The sequence below is a fragment of the Dactylosporangium sp. NPDC000244 genome (assembly GCF_040300725.1).
In the GTDB taxonomy this organism is placed as follows: Bacteria; Actinomycetota; Actinomycetes; order Mycobacteriales; family Micromonosporaceae; genus Dactylosporangium.
Genome location: NZ_JBEPEH010000027.1, coordinates 66,563 through 86,424 on the forward strand (window position 1 = coordinate 66,563; position 19,862 = coordinate 86,424).

The 19,862-nt window shown below is 72.1% G+C and carries 18 protein-coding genes; 14 read left to right on the top strand and 4 right to left on the bottom strand.

Annotation, left to right across the window (positions count from 1 at the left end; all coding sequences use genetic code 11):
- Positions 1 to 81 precede the first annotated feature (81 nt).
- From ABT369_RS34450 to ABT369_RS34500, 11 genes are all read left to right on the top strand, one after another.
- Positions 82 to 1,632, top strand: a complete 1,551-nt coding sequence (locus ABT369_RS34450; protein WP_350618348.1) for an AMP-binding protein — start codon at positions 82 to 84, stop codon at positions 1,630 to 1,632.
- Entirely contained in the window at positions 1,629 to 2,774 is a 1,146-nt protein-coding gene (locus ABT369_RS34455; RefSeq protein WP_350618350.1) for an acyl-CoA dehydrogenase family protein, read from the top strand. Before ABT369_RS34450 ends, ABT369_RS34455 begins: the two co-directional genes overlap by 4 nt.
- A 106-nt stretch (positions 2,775 to 2,880) precedes the next feature.
- Positions 2,881 to 4,068, top strand: coding sequence for an acyl-CoA dehydrogenase family protein (locus ABT369_RS34460; protein ID WP_350618352.1), 1,188 nt, complete (start codon positions 2,881 to 2,883; stop codon positions 4,066 to 4,068).
- A 36-nt stretch (positions 4,069 to 4,104) separates the two neighbouring features.
- Positions 4,105 to 4,509, top strand: coding sequence for a nuclear transport factor 2 family protein (locus ABT369_RS34465; RefSeq protein ID WP_350618354.1), 405 nt, complete (start codon positions 4,105 to 4,107; stop codon positions 4,507 to 4,509).
- Positions 4,506 to 5,411: an acyl-CoA dehydrogenase family protein gene (locus tag ABT369_RS34470; protein ID WP_350618356.1), complete on the top strand. Its 906-nt coding sequence runs from the start codon at positions 4,506 to 4,508 to the stop codon at positions 5,409 to 5,411. The genes ABT369_RS34465 and ABT369_RS34470 overlap by 4 nt, the downstream gene beginning before the upstream one ends.
- A 20-nt stretch (positions 5,412 to 5,431) precedes the next feature.
- Positions 5,432 to 5,989 carry a VOC family protein gene (locus ABT369_RS34475; protein ID WP_350618358.1) on the top strand — a complete coding sequence of 186 codons (558 nt, stop codon included), beginning with the start codon at positions 5,432 to 5,434 and terminating at the stop codon, positions 5,987 to 5,989.
- A gap of 79 nt (positions 5,990 to 6,068) precedes the next feature.
- Positions 6,069 to 7,283 carry an ABC transporter substrate-binding protein gene (locus tag ABT369_RS34480; RefSeq protein WP_350618360.1) on the top strand — a complete coding sequence of 405 codons (1,215 nt, stop codon included), beginning with the start codon at positions 6,069 to 6,071 and terminating at the stop codon, positions 7,281 to 7,283.
- A 15-nt stretch (positions 7,284 to 7,298) separates the two neighbouring features.
- On the top strand, positions 7,299 to 10,775 hold the full coding sequence (locus ABT369_RS34485) for an ABC transporter permease subunit (protein WP_350618362.1): 3,477 nt from the start codon (positions 7,299 to 7,301) through the stop codon (positions 10,773 to 10,775).
- Positions 10,768 to 12,285 carry an AMP-binding protein gene (locus tag ABT369_RS34490; protein ID WP_350618364.1) on the top strand — a complete coding sequence of 506 codons (1,518 nt, stop codon included), beginning with the start codon at positions 10,768 to 10,770 and terminating at the stop codon, positions 12,283 to 12,285. Before ABT369_RS34485 ends, ABT369_RS34490 begins: the two co-directional genes overlap by 8 nt.
- A complete protein-coding gene (locus tag ABT369_RS34495) occupies positions 12,282 to 13,184 on the top strand; it encodes a phosphotransferase family protein (protein ID WP_350618366.1) in 903 nt (300 codons plus the stop codon). The genes ABT369_RS34490 and ABT369_RS34495 overlap by 4 nt, the downstream gene beginning before the upstream one ends.
- A gap of 14 nt (positions 13,185 to 13,198) precedes the next feature.
- On the top strand, positions 13,199 to 13,531 hold the full coding sequence (locus tag ABT369_RS34500) for a DUF6285 domain-containing protein (protein WP_350618368.1): 333 nt from the start codon (positions 13,199 to 13,201) through the stop codon (positions 13,529 to 13,531).
- Here ABT369_RS34500 and ABT369_RS34505 read toward each other — a convergent pair.
- The gene (locus tag ABT369_RS34505; protein ID WP_350618370.1) at positions 13,528 to 14,148 is read right to left on the bottom strand and encodes a TetR/AcrR family transcriptional regulator; all 621 of its coding nucleotides are present in this window, start codon (positions 14,146 to 14,148) and stop codon (positions 13,528 to 13,530) included. The two genes, ABT369_RS34500 and ABT369_RS34505, sit on opposite strands and share 4 nt — an antisense overlap.
- 121 nt (positions 14,149 to 14,269) lie before the next feature.
- Between ABT369_RS34505 and ABT369_RS34510 the strand changes: the two genes are divergently transcribed.
- From ABT369_RS34510 to ABT369_RS34520, 3 genes are read left to right on the top strand one after another with little or no spacing between them, the layout of a single operon-like run.
- The gene (locus ABT369_RS34510; RefSeq protein WP_350618372.1) at positions 14,270 to 14,893 is read left to right on the top strand and encodes a carboxymuconolactone decarboxylase family protein; all 624 of its coding nucleotides are present in this window, start codon (positions 14,270 to 14,272) and stop codon (positions 14,891 to 14,893) included.
- On the top strand, positions 14,890 to 15,870 hold the full coding sequence (locus ABT369_RS34515) for an NAD(P)H-dependent flavin oxidoreductase (protein ID WP_350618374.1): 981 nt from the start codon (positions 14,890 to 14,892) through the stop codon (positions 15,868 to 15,870). Before ABT369_RS34510 ends, ABT369_RS34515 begins: the two co-directional genes overlap by 4 nt.
- On the top strand, positions 15,867 to 16,646 hold the full coding sequence (locus ABT369_RS34520) for an enoyl-CoA hydratase-related protein (protein ID WP_350618376.1): 780 nt from the start codon (positions 15,867 to 15,869) through the stop codon (positions 16,644 to 16,646). Before ABT369_RS34515 ends, ABT369_RS34520 begins: the two co-directional genes overlap by 4 nt.
- A gap of 58 nt (positions 16,647 to 16,704) precedes the next feature.
- On the opposite strand, the gene ABT369_RS34525 is transcribed toward ABT369_RS34520, so the two are convergent.
- From ABT369_RS34525 to ABT369_RS34535, 3 genes are read right to left on the bottom strand one after another with little or no spacing between them, the layout of a single operon-like run.
- Entirely contained in the window at positions 16,705 to 17,511 is an 807-nt protein-coding gene (locus tag ABT369_RS34525; protein WP_350618378.1) for a crotonase/enoyl-CoA hydratase family protein, read from the bottom strand.
- Positions 17,508 to 18,689 carry an acyl-CoA dehydrogenase family protein gene (locus ABT369_RS34530; RefSeq protein ID WP_350618380.1) on the bottom strand — a complete coding sequence of 394 codons (1,182 nt, stop codon included), beginning with the start codon at positions 18,687 to 18,689 and terminating at the stop codon, positions 17,508 to 17,510. Before ABT369_RS34530 ends, ABT369_RS34525 begins: the two co-directional genes overlap by 4 nt.
- A 4-nt stretch (positions 18,690 to 18,693) precedes the next feature.
- Positions 18,694 to 19,860, bottom strand: coding sequence for a thiolase family protein (locus tag ABT369_RS34535; RefSeq protein WP_350618382.1), 1,167 nt, complete (start codon positions 19,858 to 19,860; stop codon positions 18,694 to 18,696).
- Positions 19,861 to 19,862: the final 2 nt, after the last annotated feature.

The window sequence follows — 19,862 nt, forward strand, 5'->3', positions numbered from 1 at the left end:
GCGGGCGACGTAGAAATGGCGTTCGCGCCGCGTCGGTCTGCACTATTGCACACAATCGGCGGCTGCGGCACACTCCGATCCATGTACGCCGCACACATCGCGCAGGCCCATCCGGACCGGTTGGCGATCTTCATGGCGGAGTCCGGCACGCGGGTCACCTTCGGCGAGTACGAGGCGGAGGCCAACCGGCTGGCGCACCTCTTGCGGGGCAGCGGCCTGCGGTTCGGGGACCACGTGGCGATGCTCATGGAGAACAACCCACGCCTGCTGGAGAGCGAGGCGGCCGCCGAACGCAGCGGCCTGTACTACACCTGCATCAATCACTATCTATCGCCAGACGAGGCCGCCTACATCATCAACGACAGCTCGGCCCGGATCGTGGTCACGTCGGCGGCCAAGCTCGACGTCGCCCGGCAGCTGCCGCAGCGGTGCCCGGGCGTCGAGCGGTGGCTGATGGCCGACTGCGACGACCCGCCGGCCCCGTTCGAGTCGTACGACCGGGCGGTGGCCGGCCTGCCGACGGATCCGATTCCGGACGAGCAGCTGGGCATGGCGATGCTGTACTCCTCCGGCACCACCGGCCGCCCGAAGGGCATCTACCACCCGCTCGCGGTCGCGCACCCGTCCGAGGAGCCGCTCGGGTCGCGCATCCAGAGCAAGCGGTGGGGGCTCGACGAGACCAGCGTGTACCTGTCGCCCGCGCCGCTGTACCACTCCGCCCCCCAGGGCAGCGTGTCCATGACGCTGCGGGCCGGCGGGACCTCGATCATCATGGAGTCGTTCGACGCGGAGCGGTACCTCGATCTGGTCGCCGCCCACCGCGTCACGCACTCGCAGCTGGTCCCCACGATGTTCTCCCGGCTGCTGAAGCTGCCGCCGGAGCGCCGGAGCCGGGCCGACGTCTCGTCGCTGCGCACCGTCATCCTCGCCTCGGCCCCGTGCCCGCCGCAGGTGAAGCGCCAGATGATCGAGTGGTGGGGCCCGATCATCCTCGAGTTCTACGCCGCCAGCGAGGGGATCGGCTACACGTTCTGCGACTCGCGGGAGTGGCTCGACCACCCGGGCACCGTCGGGCGGGCCGCGAGCGGCGAGCTGCTCATCCGGGCCGAGGACGGGAGCCTGTGCCCGCCGGGCGTGGCGGGCACGGTGTGGTTCCGGGGTCCGGCCGGCTTCCAGTACTTCAACGACCCCGGCAAGACGGCCGCCACCCGCGACCCCGCGCTCGGCGCCAGCTCGGTCGGCGACATCGGCTACCTCGACGAGGAGGGCTACCTGTACCTCACCGACCGGGAGAGCTTCATGATCATCTCCGGCGGGGTCAACATCTATCCCCAGGAGACCGAGAACCTCCTGATCACGCACGAGAAGGTGTACGACGCCGCGGTGATCGGGGTCCCCGACGAGGACTTCGGCGAGGCGGTCAAGGCGGTCGTGCAGCTCGCCCCCGGCGTCGAGGCCGGCCCGGAGACGGAGGCGGAGCTGATCGCCTTCTGCCGCGAGTCGATCGCCCACTACAAGTGCCCGCGCTCCGTCGACTTCGTGGGCGAGCTGCCCCGCCTGCCGACCGGCAAGCTCTACAAGCGCAAGCTGAAGGACCAGTACTGGGCCGGGCGAAAGACCCTGATCCAGTGACCGGGCTGCGGCAATACGTCGCCGAGTTCGTCCGCGACACCGAGGGCGCCGATCGCGCCACGGCGCTCGGTGCCCAGTTCGACGCCGGGCTGGCCTGGGTGCACCATCCCGAGGGCGCCGGGGGACTGGGCCTCGGGCCCGACCGGCAGGCCGAGGTCGACGCCGTGCTCTCGGCGGCCGGCCGGCTGGAGTCCTGGGAGCGCAACCCCATGGGCATCGGCATGGTGGCGCCGGCGCTGATGGCGCACGGCACGCCCGCGCAGCGAGAGCTCCTCCGGCCGATCTTCACGGCCGAGCACATCTGGTGCCAGCTGTTCTCCGAGCCGGGCGCCGGATCGGACATCGCCGGCCTGGCCACCCGGGCCGTGCGCGACGGCGAGGGGTGGGTCGTCGACGGGCAGAAGACGTGGACGTCCCTCGCGCACGCCGCCCGCTTCGGGCTGGCCCTGACCCGCACCGATCCCGGCGCCCCGAAGCACGCCGGGCTGACCGCGTTCCTGATCGACATGCACGCCCCGGGCGTGCAGGTCCGGCCGTTGCGCGACCTGACCGGGGGCGCGCACTTCAACGAGGTCTTCCTCGACGGGGTGCGGGTCGGTGACGATGCCCGGATCGGCGGCGTCGGCGAGGGATGGGCGGTCGCCACCACCATGCTCGCGAGCGAGCGGGCCGTGATCGGCGCGTCCGTCGGGGAGCGCGGGTCGGGCGCCATCGCGCTGGCGGTCGAAACCTGGCGCCGGACCGGATCCGACCCGGGCCGGCGGGCCGAGCTGACCCGGCTCTGGGTCGACGCCGAGGTGCTGCGCCTGGCCGCGCTGCGGGACCAGGAGACGCGGGCCGAGGGGGGACCGGGTCCGGGCGGGTCCGGCCTCAAGCTGCGCCGGGCCCTGCTGGAGCAGCGCATCGCCCGGTTCGCGCTGGAGCTGCTCGGCCCGGCCGGGCTCGTGTACGACGCCGACGCGGTGCGCGCGAACGGTCCGGCGGAGGGCGACCCGGTGTGGACGTGGCTGCAGTCCCAGGCCTACACGATCGCCGGCGGGACCTCGGACGTCATGCGCACGATCATCGGTGAGCGGGTGCTGGGGCTGCCCAAGGAGCCCGGCCTGCCCCGCGACACGCCCTGGTCGCAGATCCCACGCTGACCCTCAGCGCCACCGCTCCGCCACCTTACGGCTGTTGACCAGCGGCGACGTGTCGCTGTAAAACTGAAACTGACGTTACTATCAAAAAGATTGGGAGGTGGCGTCCGTGCCCAGCCGGGACTTCGCCCAGCAGCGCCAGGACGTCCGGCGGTTCGTCGACGAGGAGCTGATCCCTCGGGAACCGATCCTCGACCGCAACGACGCGAGCAGTGCCGAGGCGATGGCCGAGCTGAAGAAGCTGGCCAAGGAGCGCGGCGTGTGGGCGCTCGGGCACCCGGCCGCGATCGGCGGCGGCGGTCTTCCGTTCATGGAATACGTGATGATCAACGAGATCGTCGGGCGCTCCTACTGGGGAACCGAGGCCCTCGGCACACTGTCCTTTCAGGACTGTCTGATGCTGCTGGAGTTCGGCACCGAGGAGCAGAAGGCCCAGTGGATCCCGCTGCTGTTCGAGGGCGTGACCGGGCCGACGATCGGGATGACCGAGCCTGAGGTCGCCGGCTCCGACCCGACGCTGGTGCAGTCCACCGCGGTGCTCGACGGCGACGAGTGGGTGATCAACGGTCACAAGTGGTTCACGTCCGGGGCCAACAAGGCGATGTACACCAGCGTCTTCGTCAAGACGGACCCGGATGCGCCGAAGCACAAGCAGTTCTCGCTGATCCTGGTGCCGACCGACACGCCCGGCTACAACATCCAGCGGGTCGTGCGGACCATGGGCCACTACGGCGGCAACCACTGCGAGGTCCGGTACGACAACGTGCGGGTGCCCGCGGCGAACCTGCTGGGGCCCCGCGGTGGCGGCTTCGCCGTGGCCCAGGCGCGCCTCGGGCCGGGCCGCATCACCCACAGCATGCGCTGGCTCGGGCAGGCCCAGCGCGCCTTCGAGCTGATGTGCGACCGGGCGAACACCCGCTACGCGCACGGTTCCCTGCTGGCGGAGAAGGGGGAGATTCAGCGGTACGTCGCCGAGTCGGCCGCCCAGATCCAGGCGGCCCGGCTGATGACGCTGGACGGCGCGCGGAAGATCGACGCCGGCCTGGACGCCCGGATGGAGATCTCGCTCATCAAGTTCTTCGGCGCGCAGATGCTGCACGACGTCGTCGACCGCGCGCTGCAGGTGTACGGCGCGATGGGTGTCACCGAGGACACGCCGCTCGAGCGGATGTACCGCGACGCCCGCTACGCGCGCATCTACGACGGCCCGGACGAGGTGCACCGGATGGTGGTCGCCAAGCGCCTGCTGCGCAGCGACTACCGGACGCAGACGCCCTGGTCGGACATCGTCCACTAGCATTTTTCTGATACTGACATTACTTTTAGGATTGTGATGACGACGAGCGAATCCACGACCAGCCCGGCGGACGTCTCGCTCGCGCTGGCCGAGCGCCTGACCGCGGCGATCGACGCGAACGACCTCGACGCCCTGCGCAACGAGATCTACACCCCCGACGTGGTGGTCTGGCACAACGACGACCTGCACGAGCAGCGTGTCGATCAGAACCTCAAGGTCCTGAACTGGCTGCACCGTAAGGTCGGCAACAAGCGCTACGAGGACGTGGTGCGCCACGCGACGCCGACCGGCTACGTGGAGCAGCACGTGCTGCGGGGCACCGCTCCGAACGGCACCGAGCTCGAGATCCACGCGTGCCTCGTGGTGACGGTGTCCGGCGGGCGGATCTCCCGCATCGACGAATACCTCGACAGCCAGGCCGCCGCCGCGCTCCGGCCGTGAGTCAGCTCAGCGCGGCCGAGCGCGACGCATGGCGCGCCTCGGTCGCCGCAGTCGTCGCCCGCTGTACGGCCGGCGGATCCTGGGACGCGCTGTTCGACCTCGGTGTGGCCGAGATCGGGCTCGAGGACCTGGCGGTGGCGATCGAGGAGTGCGGCGCCGTGCCGGCCGCCACGCCGTTGCTGGGTCACATGTTCGGCCTGCGGGCGCTGCACGCCGCGCCCGCGTCGCCGGACCGCGACCGGCTCCTGGCGGGCCGGCAACGGTTCGCGCTGGTGCTGCCCGACGGCCACGCGCTCGAGGGTGGCGCGGCCGACTGGTTCGTGGTCGCGGCCGAGGCGGGCCTGTCCGTGGTGCCGGCCGATCGCGTCGACCGGCGCCCACTGTCCACACTGGACCCGTCGCGCGTCCTCTGGCGCGTCGAGTTCGACGGGTCGGCGGCGACGCCGCTCGGCGACTGCAACGAGGAGCGGCTGCGGTCCGAGCTCGCCGCGCTGGTCGCCGCCGACTCCATCGGCGGCGCCCGGGCCGTGCTGCGCGACGTCGTGGCCTATGCCCGGCAGCGAGTCCAGTTCGGCCGCGCGATCGGCTCCTTCCAGGCGGTCAAGCACCGGCTGGCCGAGGTGTCGAGTCAGCTCGACGGCGCGGTGGCGGCGGTCGAGTACGCGCTGCGCCGGCTGGATCTCGACGCACCGGACGCGACGCTGGCCGCCTCGGTCGCGAAGCTCGCCGCGGTGGGCGCCTACCTGGCGGTCGCCGAGGGCGCGATCCAGACGTACGGCGGCATCGGCTTCACCTGGGAGCACCCCGCGCACATCTTTCTCAAGCGGGCCCACACCAACAGTCAGCTCGTCGGCGGTGCGGCGTCGCACCTGGAACTGGTCGCCGGCCAAGCCGGGATTTGAGCACCTTCGAAGGGGGAACCATGGCCGAGAGAGAGTTCGAGATCGGCGGCATCAACCACCTCGCGCTGGTCTGTAGCGACATGCGCCGCACGGTGGACTTCTACACCAACGTGCTCGGCATGCCCCTGATCAAGACGGTGGAGCTGCCGGACGGAATGGGGCAGCACTTCTTCTTCGACTGCGGCGGCGGCAACGCCCTGGCCTTCTTCTGGTTCCCCGGTGCGCCGCAGAAGGTTCCCGGCGTGACCCACCCCGGTGCGATGCCCGGGTTCGGCGACATCGCCAGCGCCGTGGCGTCGATGAACCATGTGGCCCTGCAGATTCCGGTCGACAAGTTCCACGAGTACCGCGACCGGCTCAAGGCCAAGGGCGTGGAGGTCGGGCGGGTCCTGTTCCATGACGACAGCCCGTCCACGATCGCCACGCGCATGCACGACGGCGTGTACGTCGGCTCGCTGTACTTCTTCGACCCGGACGGGATCCTGCTGGAGTTCGCCGCCTGGACCAGGGCGTTCACCCCCGAGGACGTCCGCCACGAGCCGGCCGCGCCCGCGGCACCGGCGACCGCCAAAGCGTGATCGAAGCTCCGTTCCATTTTTCTGAAACTAATGTCAGTATCAGGCCCACACCCCTTCCCTGGCCTTGATGGAGGCATCCATGAGGACGCTGCGAACCCGCCTCGCGGCGGCGCTTGTCCTGCCGCTCGTCGCCTTATCCGCCTGTAGCAACGACAAGAGCAAGTCACCCGCCGCCGCCCCGGGCGGCGGGTCCTCGGCCGGCGCGCCGGTGAAGATCATGCTCATCTACGACGAGACCGGTTCGGGCGCCGCCCCCGAGCTCGTCGACGGCGCGAACGCCGGGCTGGCCCGCGTGAACGCGAACGGCGGCATCAACGGCCGGCCGGTCGAGCTCACCGTCTGCAAGACCGGCAACGACCCGAACACCGCCGACAACTGCGCCCGCCAGGCCCAGAGCCTCGGGGTCGCGGCCGTGGTCGGCGAGCTGACCCTGCAGAAGGGCCACGAGAAGATCCTCCGGGAGGCGAAGATCCCGATCATCGGCGCCGTCACCTCCGGCACCGACCTGACCGAGGTCGCCCAGTTCCCGCTGGACGGCAGCACCCCGATCCAGACCGCGTCGCTGGCCAACGCGCTGGCCGCGCAGGGCTTCAAGAAGATCAGCATGGCCCGCATCCAGATCGACGGCGGCGGGGCGTTCAGCGGCTTCGCCAACCAGGGCCTCACGTCCGCCAACCAGAAGATCCTCAACGACGTGCCCGTGCCGACCGGCGCCCCCGACATGGCGCCCTACGTGCAGGCCGTGCTGGCCAACGGCACCGACGCCATCCTGACCGTGCTGCCGGGCACCGACTCGACCGCCTTCATCAAGCAGCTCAAGAAGGACAACCCGAACATCGCGATCGGCATCATCGGCACGCAGAAGGAGAAGGTCGCCGACGCGCTCGGGACCGCCTCGGACGGGCTCTACGAGGCGCTGGGCTACCTGCCGCCGTCGTACGAGAACGCGGCGACCAAGAACTTCGTCGCGGACATGTCGAAGCTGGGCTTCTCCGAGACGCGGGGCTTCCGGCTCAACGCCTACGCCGCCGTGCTCGCCTTCGCCGCGGCGGCCAAGAAGGTGCCCGAGCCGACCAACACCGCCCTGTGGGACGCGCTGCCGACGATGAGCGGCATCGACATCGGCCTGACGCCGCCGATCCAGTGGCAGAAGGGCAACGTCGGCGGCTACCCGCGGATCTTCACCTCCTGCGCCTTCATCGTGAAGTACAGCGGCGGCAAGGAGCTGCCGGTGTACGACACCTTCCGCGACGCCTACACCGGCCAGAACTGCACGACTCCCGCCAAGAGCTGAGGATCGGGCCCCCACATGCTGACCGACGTGATCAGGTTCGCCGTGCTCGGACTCGGAGCCGGCGCGATCTATGGCTTGTCCGCCCTCGGGATTGTGCTCATCTACCGCGGCTCCGGCATCCTGAACTTCAGCCAGGGCGCGGTCGGCATGCTGGGCGCCTACGTCTTCTACCTGCAACGCGAGGACGGCATGTCCACGCCGGTGGCGGCACTGCTCGCCATCGGCGTGGGCCTGGCCATCGGCGCGCTGGTCCATCACCTGGTGATGCGACCACTGCGGGACGCACCGCCGGTCTCGCGGCTCATCGCGACGCTGGGTGTGTTCGCGTTGCTCTTCGGCCTGGGCCAGTACCTCTTCGGCGTGGGACAGGCCCGCATCGTCCAATCGATCCTGCCGGGCGGGTCGACGACCGTCCTGCCCGGCATCCGGATCGGCACCGACCGGCTCGCCATCCTCGGCGTCGGGATCGTGCTCGCCGTCGTGCTCACGGTCGTGTACCGCTCCACCCGCTTCGGCCTCGCCACCTCGGCCGTGGCCGAGAACGGGCGGGCGAGCTCGGCGCTGGGCATCTCCCCGGACACCATCGCGACCGTGAACTGGATGGTGGGCTGCGCCCTCAGCGTGGTGTCGGCCGTGCTCATCGTCAGCATCGGCACGCTGCAGGTGGAGAACCTGGCGATGCTCATCGTGCCGGCCCTCGCCGCCGCCCTGCTCGGCGGCTTCAAGTCCTTCCCGCTGACGATGGCCGGCGGGCTGCTGATCGGCATGCTCGAGTCCGAGGTGGCCTGGATCGGCACGCGCCAGCACGCCGACGGCTGGGGTCAGACGGTGCCGTTCATCGTCATCATCCTCGTGCTCGTCGTCTCGGGGCGGTCCCTGCCGCTGCGGGGCGAGGCGATCCAGCGCCCGCCGCAGCTCGGCAGCGGCACCGTGCGACCCTCGGTGCTGATCGGCGCCGGGCTCGTCGCCCTGGGGCTGCTGTACTTCGTGTTCCCGCCCGCCCTGCTCGGCGCGACCGAGATCACCCTCGCGCTCGGCCTCGTCGTACTGTCCATTGTGGTCGTCACCGGCTACACGGGACAGCTGTCGCTGGCCCAGATGGCGCTCGCGGGCATGGGCGCCTGGATCGCGGCCCGCCTCGTCGCCGACCACGGCGTGCCCTTCTGGGCGGCGCTGCTGATCGGCGTCGCCGGCGCGATCCCGGTCGGCATCATCGTCGGCCTGCCCGCCCTGCGGACCCGGGGCATGAACCTGGCCGTGGTGACGCTGTGCCTGGCCGTCGTGCTGGAGCACCAGATCTTCTCCTCGACCGAGCGCACCGGCGGGTTCACGGGCATCAACGTGGGCTCGCCGAAGATCTTCGGCATCGACATGGACACGTACTTCTGGCCCAGCCGCTACGCGATCTTCTGCCTGGTGCTGTTCGTCCTGGCCGCCCTGATGGTGGCGAACCTCCGGCGGGGCCGGGCCGGACGGCGCCTGGTGGCGGTCCGGTCGAACGAGCGCGCGGCCGCGAGCATCGGCATCAGCGTGGCCCGCGCCAAGATCTTCGCCTTCGGCATCTCGGCCGGCCTGGCCGCGGCCGGCGGCGTCCTGCTGTCGTTCCGGCAGCCGAACGTGACGTTCGTGCCGACGTACACCGCCTTCCAGTCCATCTTCGCGGTCGTGTTCTCGATCATCGGCGGCATCGGGTACCTCGTCGGCGCCGTCATCGGTGCCATGTACGCGCCGGCCGGCCTGCTCTCCGGAGTGATCTCGCAGCTCTTCCCCGGCACCGCGTTCGCGCAGTTCATCTCGCGCAACGAGGTCGGGCAGATGATCCTGGGCCTGACGCTGCTCCTGGTGCTGCCGCAGCTGCCCAACGGCCTGGCCACGCAGCGGCTGCCCGGATGGCTGGTGCCCAAGTGGGTGCGGGCGCGCGGCGGCCGCCGGGTCCGCCGGCGCGACATCGCCGAGCTGGACGGGGCGACGACGTTCAGCGTGACCGAGCGGCCGGTGGACGTGAGCGGGCTGACGGTGCGCTTCGGCGGCGTGACCGCGCTCGACGGGGTGGCGCTCAAGCTCGTGCCGGGGCAGGTCCACGGGCTCATCGGGCCGAACGGGGCCGGCAAGACGACGCTGATCGACGCGCTGACCGGGTTCGTGGAGAGCCCGGGCGCCTCGATGACCCTCGACGGCCAGGACATCAGCCGCTGGCCGGCCCAGCGCCGCGCCGCGGCCGGCATCAGCCGCTCCTTCCAGAGCCTCGAGCTGTTCGAGACGATGACGGTCCGGGAGAACCTGCTCGCCGCGAGCGACCGCCGGGACTGGCTCGCGTTCCTGACCAACCTCGTCGCCCCGGGCCGGGAGCGGTACTCGCCGGCGGCGCTCGCCGCGATCCGCGAGTTCCACCTGGAGGACGACCTCGAGCGCAAGCCCGACGAGCTGCCGTACGGCCGCCGCCGGCTGCTGGCCATCGCCCGGTCGGTCGCCACGGGGGCCTCGGTCCTGCTGCTCGACGAGCCGGCCGCCGGTCTCGACGACACCGAGACCGCCGAGCTCGGGCACCTCATCCGCCGGCTCGCCACCGAGCTGCGGATGGCGGTACTGCTGGTGGAGCACAACGTCTCCGTCGTGCTGGACGTGAGCGACCAGGTCTCGGTGCTCAACTTCGGCAAGGTGATCGCCACCGGAACGCCCGCGGAGATCCGCTCCGACCCGGCCGTCATCACCGCCTACCTCGGCGACGCCACCAAGACCGGGCCGGTCGAGGTGGTCGAGCGCGAACGGCCCGCCGAGAACAGGGCCGCCGCGGACGGCGAGCCGCTCATCGAGGCCCGCGGGCTCAGCGCCGGCTACGGGGACCTGGCCGCGCTGCGGGACCTCGACCTGGTGGTCCGGCCCGGCGAGGTCGTGGCGCTGCTGGGACCCAACGGCGCGGGCAAGACCACGACGCTGCTGACCCTGGCCGGGGAGCTGAAGCCGCTGGCCGGTTCCGTGCTGTGGCGCGGCAAGCCGGCGTCGGCCCGGCTGCACCGGCGGGCCCGCGAGGGCATGGCCTTCGTACCCGAGGAACGGTCGGTGTTCATGCAGCTGAGCGCGGCCGAGAACCTGCGGCTCGGCCGGGGCGCGCGCTCGGTCGCGCTGGAGACGTTCCCCGAGCTCGCCCCGCTGCTCGACCGCCGGGCCGGCCTGCTGTCCGGCGGCGAGCAGCAGATCCTGACCCTGGCCCGGGCGCTGGCCGGGCGGCCCGCCCTGCTGCTCGCCGACGAGCTCTCGCTCGGCCTGGCGCCGCTGGTGGTCGACCGGCTGCTGCGCTCCATCCGGCAGGCCGCCGACGACGGGCTGGGTGTCCTGCTCGTCGAGCAGCAGGCGGCGCGGGCGCTGGAGGTGGCCGACCGGGCCTACGTGCTGCGGCGCGGCCGGGTCGTGGCCGAAGGCAGCTCGGCCGAGCTCGCCCGGGACTGGTCGAAGCTCGAACGCAGCTACCTGAGCGAGGTGGCGAGTGGCTGAGCTGGACCCGGCCCGCGTGCTGCCCGGCCTCATCCGCCGGCGGGCGACCGAGCTGGCGGACAAGGACTTCCTCATCGACACCGAGCACGGGCGGGTCACGTACAGCGGGTTCCAGCGGCGGGTCGAGGAGTTCGCCCGGCTGCTGCGGGAACAGGGCGTGGGCCCGGGCGACCGGGTCGCCGTGCTGCTGCCCACGTGCATCGACGAGCAGGCGCTGTGGATCGCGTGCGGATGGCTGCGCGCGGTCCAGGTGCCGATCAACCCGGCGTACCGCGGCGACATGCTCCGCCACGTGCTGCACGACTCCGGGCCCCGGCTGATCGTGACGACCGGCCCCCGCGCCGACGAGCTCCGGCAGGCCGCGGATCCGGAGGCCGCCCTCTTCGCCCTGGAGCTCGGGCAGCCGCTGGCGTTCGATCCGGCGGTGCTCGCGGGCCTGGACGATCCGAAGCCCTGGGACACCGCCGCCATCATCTACACCTCCGGCACCACCGGGCCGTCCAAGGGCGTCCTCACGCCCTGGGGACAGCTCGTCACCGGGATCGACACGTTCGACGACATCGGCCCGGGGGACGTGCTCTACGCGCCGTTCGCCGCGTTCCACCTGGGCGGCAAGGTGCCGCTGCAGATCGTCGCCCACTGGGGCGGCTCGTTCGTCTTCCGCGACGGCTTCAAGACCGACCGCTTCTGGCCGGACGTCCGCGCGCACTCCTGCAACCGGGCCTGGGCCTTCTACGCGATGGCGAACTTCATCTGGCAGCAGCCGCCGCGCCCCGACGACCGCGACAACCCGGTCGAGAGCATCACCGGCGGCCCGCTGCTGCCCGACTACGCCGCGTTCGAGCGGCGGTTCGGGCTGCGCATGCGGACCAACTACGGGATGACCGAGGCCGGCTGGCCGATCGCGACCGGCGACCACGTGGTCGACCACCGCAGCTGCGGCCGCGCCCGGGACGGGTTCGAGCTGCGCATCGTGGACGACTTCGACACCGAGGTGCCGACGGGCCACATCGGCGAGCTGATCGTCCGCTCCGACCGGCCGTGGACCATGAACCTGGGCTACCTCGGCCGGCCCGCGGAGACCGCTCACGCCTGGCGCAACGGCTGGTACCACACCGGCGACGCCTTCCGCCGGGACGAGGCGGGCAACTACTACCTCGTGGACCGGGTCAAGGACGCGGTCCGGCGGCGCTCGGAGAACATCTCCTCGTTCGAGGTCGAGTCGATGGTCACCGCCCACCCGGACGTCCTGGAGTGCGCCGCGATCGGCGTGCCGTCCGACGACGGGGAGGAAGAGATCAAGATCTGCGTCGTGCCCATGCCGGACGTGAAGCTCGACGCCCCGGCGCTGGCCGAGTTCCTGTCGGCCACGATGCCGCGGTTCATGGTTCCGCGGTACATCGAGTTCCTCGACGAGCTGCCGAAGACCCCGACGAGCAAGGTGCGCAAGGTGGAGCTCAAACGCGACCCGTTCACGGCGGGCACGTGGGACCGGGTGGCCGGCCGATGAACGAGACGGCGCTCACCGCGGCCCTCGGCGCGCCGGTGACCGGACTGGAGCGGCTGACCGGCGGCTCGTCCCGGGAGGTCTGGGCGTTCGAGTCCGCGGGCCGCAGGCTGATCCTGCTGACCGATCCCCCCGGGGAGCAGCGTGGCGGTGGCGCCGCGTTCGAGGCGAGCGTCATCCGCGCGGCCCGCTCGGCCGGGGTCGCGGCGCCCGAGGCGGTCGCGGTGGTGCCCGGCGGGCTCGTCCTGCAGCGGCTCGAAGGCGAGACCGTGCCGCGCCGGATTCTCGACGGGCTGGCGACCGGCTCGGCCGGGCCGCGGCTGGCGCGCCAGTGCGGCGAAGCCCTCGGCCGGCTGCACACCGTCGATCCCGGTGCCATCGCGGGCCTGCCGGACGAGGACCGGCTGGTGGAGTACCGCGCGACCCTGGACCGCCTCGACCCCGACCGGCCGGTGCTCGAGCTCGCCTACGGGTGGCTGCTGCAGCGGCGGCCGGCGCGCCGCCGGACGGCCGTGACCCACGGGGACTTCCGGCTCGGGAACTTCGTGGTGGACGGCGACGGTCTCGTCGGGATCCTCGACTGGGAGTCCACCCACCGCGGCGATCCGCTGGAGGACCTCGGGTGGATCGCGGTGCGCAGCTGGCGCTTCCGGGGACCGGGCGTGGTCGGCGGCTTCGGCGGCGCCCGGGACTTCCTCGACGGGTACCGGGCCGCGTCGGGCGAGGACGTGTCCGACGCCGACTTCGCGTGGGCGGTGGTGCTCGGCACCTGGATCTGGGCCGTCGGCTGCCTGCAACAGGCGGACCGGCACCTGTCCGGGACGACCCGCTCGATCGATCTGGCGCTGGTCGGCCGGCGGGTGGTCGAGGTGGAGCACGACCTGCTCGGGCTGCTCCGATGACGACGGGAGAACACATGCCATCGCACGCCGCGGTGCCCGGCCACGACGAGCTGCTGACGGCCGTCGTGGAGACCCTGCAGGCCGAGATCCTGCCGGAGGCCGGCGGGCGCGCCCGCTATCTGCTCAAGGCGTGCGTCGCCGCGCTCGAGACGGTGCGGCGGGATCTGGCCGCCGGATCCGAGCGCGAACTGGTCGACGGCGCGGTCTTCGCGGAGCTCGGCGTGCCGGACGAGCGGGCCCTGGTCGCCGAGATCAGGGCCGGCCTCGACCCCGCCCGGTTCGCCCAGATGGTCGCGGCACTGGGCCGGCGCACCGAGGTCGAGCTGCGCGTCCTCGGCCGCGCCTAGTCATGGTCCTCCGGGCGCCAGTAGATGGCGTGGTACCAGATGCTGGCCAGCGAGTCGATCGCCGCGTTCTCGTCGACGTGGGAGTCGCCGTTGTCGCCGCCCTGGGCCAGCCACACGTAGCAGGAGAGCTCGAGCATCGAGGACAGCGCGGACGAGGTCATCCGCACGTCGATGCCCGGGCAGTAGCCGTCCTTCTGGGCCCGCTCGACGCCCTGGGCGATGAACTCGATGGCCGACTGCCGGATCTCCCGCCAGCTCTCCAGGAAGGCCGGGTCGGCCATCGAGGCCTGGAACACCCCGCTGAGCGCGCCGAGCCGGTCGCGGTAGGTCTCCCAGAAGATGGTGATCGCCGTGCGGATGGCCTCCTGCGGCGGGCGACCCTTCTGGTACGGCACCGCGATCTGCGCGCGGGTGTCCTCGTGGAAGGCCTGGGCGAGGGCGGCGAGCACGTCGGCCTTGTCGGTGAAGTAGTTGTAGAAGCTCGCGGGCGACCGGCCCGCCGTGCGCGCGATGTCCTCGACCTTGGTCGAGAGGTACCCACGGGTCGCGAACTCCTTGCGGGCCGCCTCGAGAAACGCGGCCGCCGTGCGCGCTCCCTTGGAGTACTGGCGTGGCATCGCTCCTGCTTTCCGTCGTCTTCCCGCGTCTCGGGGGGAACTAAAAGTGATATTAACATCAAGTTTTTCGTCCGATTTCGGGCGTGCGCGACAGGAGACAGCGGTGCCCAGACTCCGTGAAGTGTCCCGGACCGAGACCGACGACCCGCTGGTCCTCGGCTGCTACGACCGGATGTTCGACGACCGGGACCCGGTGGCCGAGCCGGGCACCGCGACCGGCACGCCGGGCAACTGGTGGACGGTGTTCGCCCTCGTGCCGGATGTGCTCAAGCACGCCGTGCGGGGTTTCACGCTGTACCAGAGCCCGAAGCGGCACCTCCCGCCCGACCTGCGCGAGCTGGGCCAGGCCCGGGCCGGCTGGGCGATCGGCAGCCAGTTCGTCTACTCGCAGCACGCCAAGGCCTGCCGCGGCGCCGGGCTGAGCGACGAGCAGGTCGCCGCCATCCCCGGCTGGCAGGTCTCCCCGCTGTTCGACGCCCGGCAGCGGGTGGTGCTGGCCTACGCCGACGCGCTCGCGCTCTCCGGCGGCCGGGTGGCCGACGAGGTCTTCGACGCGCTGCGCGAGCACCTCACCGACGAGCAGATCCTGGAGCTCACCTACATCACCACGCTCTACGTGCAGCACGCCATCATGTCGCGCGCGCTGCGCACCGAGTACGACGCGGCCGCCGACCCGGTGGTCGAGATCGCCGCGCCGGAGGGCTTCGACCCGAAGACCGGCCTGGCCATCGGAGGAATGGCATGATCGAGACGCGCTTCACCCGCGAGTTCGGCGTCCGGCACCCCATCGTGCAGGGCGGGATGCAGTGGGTCGGCCGGGCCGGGCTGGTGGCCGCGGTGGCGGACGCCGGCGCGCTCGGGTTCATCACCGCGCTGACCCAGCCGACGCCCGAGGACCTGGTCAAGGAGATCGCCCGCTGCCGTGAGCTGACCGACCAGGAGTTCGGCGTCAACCTCACGATCCTGCCCGCGATCACGCCGCCGCCCTACGCCGAGTACCGCGACGCGATCATCGAGTCGGGGATCCGGGTCGTGGAGACGGCCGGCTTCAGCCCGAAGGACCACATGCCCGCCTTCAACGCCGCGGGCATCAAGGTGATCCACAAGTGCACCAGCGTGCGGCACGCGCTCAAGGCCGAGTCGCTCGGGGTGCACGCGGTGAGCATCGACGGCTTCGAGTGCGCCGGCCACCCGGGTGAGGACGACGTGCCCGGGCTCATCCTCATCGCGGCCGCCGCCCGCCGGCTGACCGTCCCGATCGTCGCCTCGGGCGGGATCGCCGACGCCCGCGGCCTGGTCGCCGCGCTGGCGCTGGGGGCCGACGCGGTGAACATGGGCACCCGGTTCATGTGCACGGTGGAGGCCCCGGTGCACGAGAACGTGAAGCGGCGCATCGTCGAGTCGACCGAGCTCGACACCACCCTGATCTTCCGGACGCTGCGCAACACCTCGCGCGTCGCGATCAACTCCGTCAGCAACGAGGTCGTCGAGATCCTGCGGGCCGGTGGCCAGTTCGCCGACGTGCGCGAGCTCGTGGCCGGCGTCCGCGGCCGCGAGGTCTACGAGACGGGCGAGCTGGAGCGGGGCCTCTGGACCGTCGGGCAGTCGCAGGCGCTGATCGACGACATCCCGACCGTGGCCGAGCTGGTCAGCCGGATGGTCGCGCAGGCCGAGGAGCTCATCACCGCGAAGCTGGGCACCCTGGTCGTGGCGGGACGATGACGGACGACGCCGTGCGGGTCACGGTCGACGGCCCGGTCGCGACGGTCACCCTGGCCCGCCCCGACCGGCTCAACGCCCTCGATCTGGCGGGCATGCAACTGCTGGCCGGCCGCCTGCGCGAAACGGCCGGCCGGCCCGGCGTGCGCTGCGTCGTGCTCACCGGCGAGGGGCGGGCCTTCTGCGCCGGCGCCGACGTCTCCCCGGCGGGCGCGGCGACCGGCGGCGCGGACGGCCGGGCGATCGTCGCCGCGGCCAACGAGGTCGTCCTCGCCGTGGTCCGCGCCGGCATCCCGGTCGTCGCCGCGGTGAACGGTCCGGCGGTCGGCGTCGGCGTCTCGTTCGCCGTCGCCTGCGACGCCGTGCTCGCCGCCGACACGAGCTGGTTCCAGCTGCCGTTCGTCAAGATCGGACTGCTGCCCGACGGGGGAGCGACCCACCTGCTCCCGGCCGCGATCGGGCGGGTGCGGGCCTCGCGGATGGCGCTGTTCGCCGAGCGCGTGCCGGCGCCGGTCGCGCTGTCATGGGGCATGGTCTCGGACGTCGTCGCGGCCGCCGACCTCCTCGAGACCGCCCGCGCGCTGGCGGCCGGGACGGCCGGCGCGTCGCGGGAGGCGCTGCGGCGCACCAAACGGGCGCTCGGGCGGGCCGGTGCCGACGAGCTCGAGGCGGCCATGCGCCGCGAGCTGGAGGACCAGGGGGAGCTGCTGGACGGCCCCGACTACGCGGAGGGCCTGTCCGCCCTCCGGGAGCGCCGGGACCCGGTCTACCCCGCGTAGAGACGGCCGCCGGATCTCCTCGCGGGGAAGGAGGCCCGGCGGCCGCCGAACGCCTCGGCTACCGGCCTTCCCAGACCGGCGCCCGCTTCTCGGCGAAGGCGGTCGGCCCCTCGACGGCGTCCCGGCTGCCGAAGACGATGCCGGTCGCCTCGTCGTTGACCGTCCACGGCTCGAGCCGCGACCACTGCGGGTCCCAGTCCGAGCCGGCCTCGGCGACCTGGTGCATGACCCGCTTCGTGTGCTGCACCGACAGCGGCGCGTTGGCCGCGATGCGCTCGGCCAGCGCCATGGCCTCCTCGAGCGCGGCCCCGGGCCGGGCGACCACGTTGACCAGGCCCCAGTCGGCCGCCTCCCGCACTTCGACGGCGTCGCCGGTGAGCGCCATCTGCAGGGCGCGCTTGAGCGGAATCTGCCGCTGCAGCCGTACCACCCCGCCCGCCGCGGCCAGCAGGCCCCGCTTGACCTCGGGCAGGCCGAGCCGCGCATCCTCGGCGGCGACCACCAGGTCGCAGGCCAGCGCGATCTCGGTGCCGCCGCCCATGGCGAACCCGTTGACGGCCGCGATGAGCGGCTTGTCGATCCAGTGCCGGACGAGACCGGCGAAGCCCCACTCCGGGTGCTCCGGCGCGGCGACCGAGCGTCCGGCGGCCAGCTCCTTGAGATCGGCGCCGGCGCAGAAGGCCCGGCCGTTGCCGGTCACCACCACGACCCGCACCTCGGGGTCGGCCGCCGCCCGCTCCAGCGCCTCACCGACCGCGGTGGACAGCTCGGCGTTGACGGCGTTCAGAGCCTGCGGCCGGTTCAGCCGGATCACGGCGATGTGGCCGGCCCGCTCGTAGAGGGCGGCCGGTTCGGCGTCGGTCATCGGGTCTCCAGCATGTCGCGCGCGATGATGTGTTTCATGATCTCGGTGGTGCCGCCGTAGATGGTGGTGACGCGGGTGTCGGCGTACGCCCGGCCGATGGGGTACTCGAGCATGTAGCCGTAGCCGCCGAACAGCTGGACACAGCGGTCGACGAGCCGCTTGTGCATCTCCGTCGCCCACCACTTCGCCTTGGCCGCGTCCACCGCGTTGAGCTCGCCGCGGTTGAACCGCAGCACGGCGTCGTCCACGTAGGCCTGGGAGACCTCCAGCTCGGTCAGCATCTCGGCGACGGCGAACCGGGTGTTCTGGAACGAGGCGATGGGCTGGCCGAACGCCCGCCGCTGGGCGACGTAGTCGACGGTCCAGGCGAGCGCGGCCCGGGCGCCGGCACACGCGGCGACGGCGATCCCCAGCCGCTCCAGCGGCAGGTGGCTCATCAGGTAGGACAGCCCGCGGCCGACCTCGCCGAGGACGTTGCCGGCGGGGACGATCGCGTCGTCGAAGTACAACTCGGCGGTGTCCTGGCTTTTCAGGCCGACCTTGGCGAGCTTGCGGCCGCGCTCGAAGCCGGGCATGCCCCGCTCGACGACCAGCAGGCTGAACGCCCGGCTCCCGGCGCCGGGGTCGGGATCGGTCCGGGCGACGACGATCACGAGGTCGCTCAGGATGCCGTTGGTGATGAACGTCTTGGCCCCGTTGAGCACCCAGTGGTCGCCGTCGCGGCGGGCCGTCGTGCGGATGCCCTGCAGGTCCGAGCCGGTGCCGGGCTCGGTCATGGCGATGGCGCCGATGCTCTCGCCCGAGCACAGCGCCGTCACCCACCGCTCGGCCTGCTCCGGGGTGGCGAGGTCGAAGAAGTAGGGCAGCACGATGTCCGCGTGGACCGAGAACCCCGCGCCGAGCGATGTGGCGCCGGCCCTGGCGAACTCCTCCATCATCGCGCAGCGGAAGCCGAAGTCGCGGATGGCCCCGCCGCCGCCGTACTCCTCCGGCGCGTTGATGCCCAGCAGCCCCTGCCGCCCGGCCTCGAGCCACGGCTCACGCGGGATGATGCCGGCCTCGTCCCAGGCCTCGACGTGCGCGGTGACGTGCCGGCCGAGGTACTCGGCGACGGTGGCGCGGAACGCCTCGTGGTCGGCGGTGAAGAACGGGCGGCGGGCCCAGAGATCCTTGGCCATGTCGTCAGAGGCGCTCGATGACGGTGGCGTTGGCCATGCCGCCGCCCTCGCACATGGTCTGCAGCCCGTACCGGCCGCCGGTGGCCTCGAGGTGGTGCAGCATCGTGCCCATCAGCCGGATGCCGGAGGCGCCGAGCGGGTGGCCCAGCGCGATGGCGCCGCCGCGGGGGTTGAGCTTCTCGAGGTCGCCGCCCAGCTCGGCGAGCCAGGCCAGCGGCACCGGGGCGAAGGCCTCGTTCACCTCGTAGGCGTCGATCGCGTCGATGCCCAGGCCGGCCCGCTCCAGCACCCGCTGGGTGGCCGGGATCGGCGCCGTCAGCATGAGCAGCGGGTCGTCGCCGGCGACCGCGAACGCGTGGAAGCGGGCCCGCGCGCGCAGGCCCAGCCGCTCGGCCACGTCCTCGCCCATGATCAGCGCCGCGGAGGCGCCGTCGGTCAGCGGCGAGGAGTTGCCCGCCGTGATCCGCCAGTCCAGGTCCGGGAACCGCTCGCGCATCTCCGGGGTGTCGAAGGCCGGTCGCAGCGCGGCGAGGCTCTCGGGAGTCGTCGCCGCGCGGATCGTCTCGTCGGCCGCGAACGCGTCCACCGGCACGATCTCGCCGTCGAACCCGCCGGCCTTCGCGGTCTCGGCGGCCAGCCGGTGCGACCGCGCGGAGTACTCGTCGAGCCGCTCCCGCGAGAGCCCCCACTTCTGGGCGATGAGCTCGGCCGAGACGCCCTGGTTGACCAGCCCCTCCGGGTAGCGCCGGGCGACCGATGGCCCCTGCGTGTCCTGACCCATCGCGGTGACACCCATGGGAACCCGGCTCATCGACTCCACACCGCCGGCGACGACGATGTCGTAGGCGCCCGCCATCACGCCCTGCGCGGCGAAGTGCACCGCCTGCTGGCTGGAGCCGCACTGCCGGTCGATGGTGGTGGCGGGGACCGACTCCGGCCAGCCCGCGGCGAGCACGGCGGTGCGGCCGATGTTCAGGGCCTGCTGGCCGGCCTGGCCGACGCAGCCGGTGATGACGTCCTCGACCCGTCCCGGGTCCAGGTTGTTGCGCTCGGCGAGGGCGCGCAGCACGGTGGCGTACAGCTCCACCGGGTGCACCCCGGACAGCGCTCCGCCCGGCTTGCCCTTGCCCGACGGGGTCCGGACGATGTCGACGATGACCGCTTGACGCATGA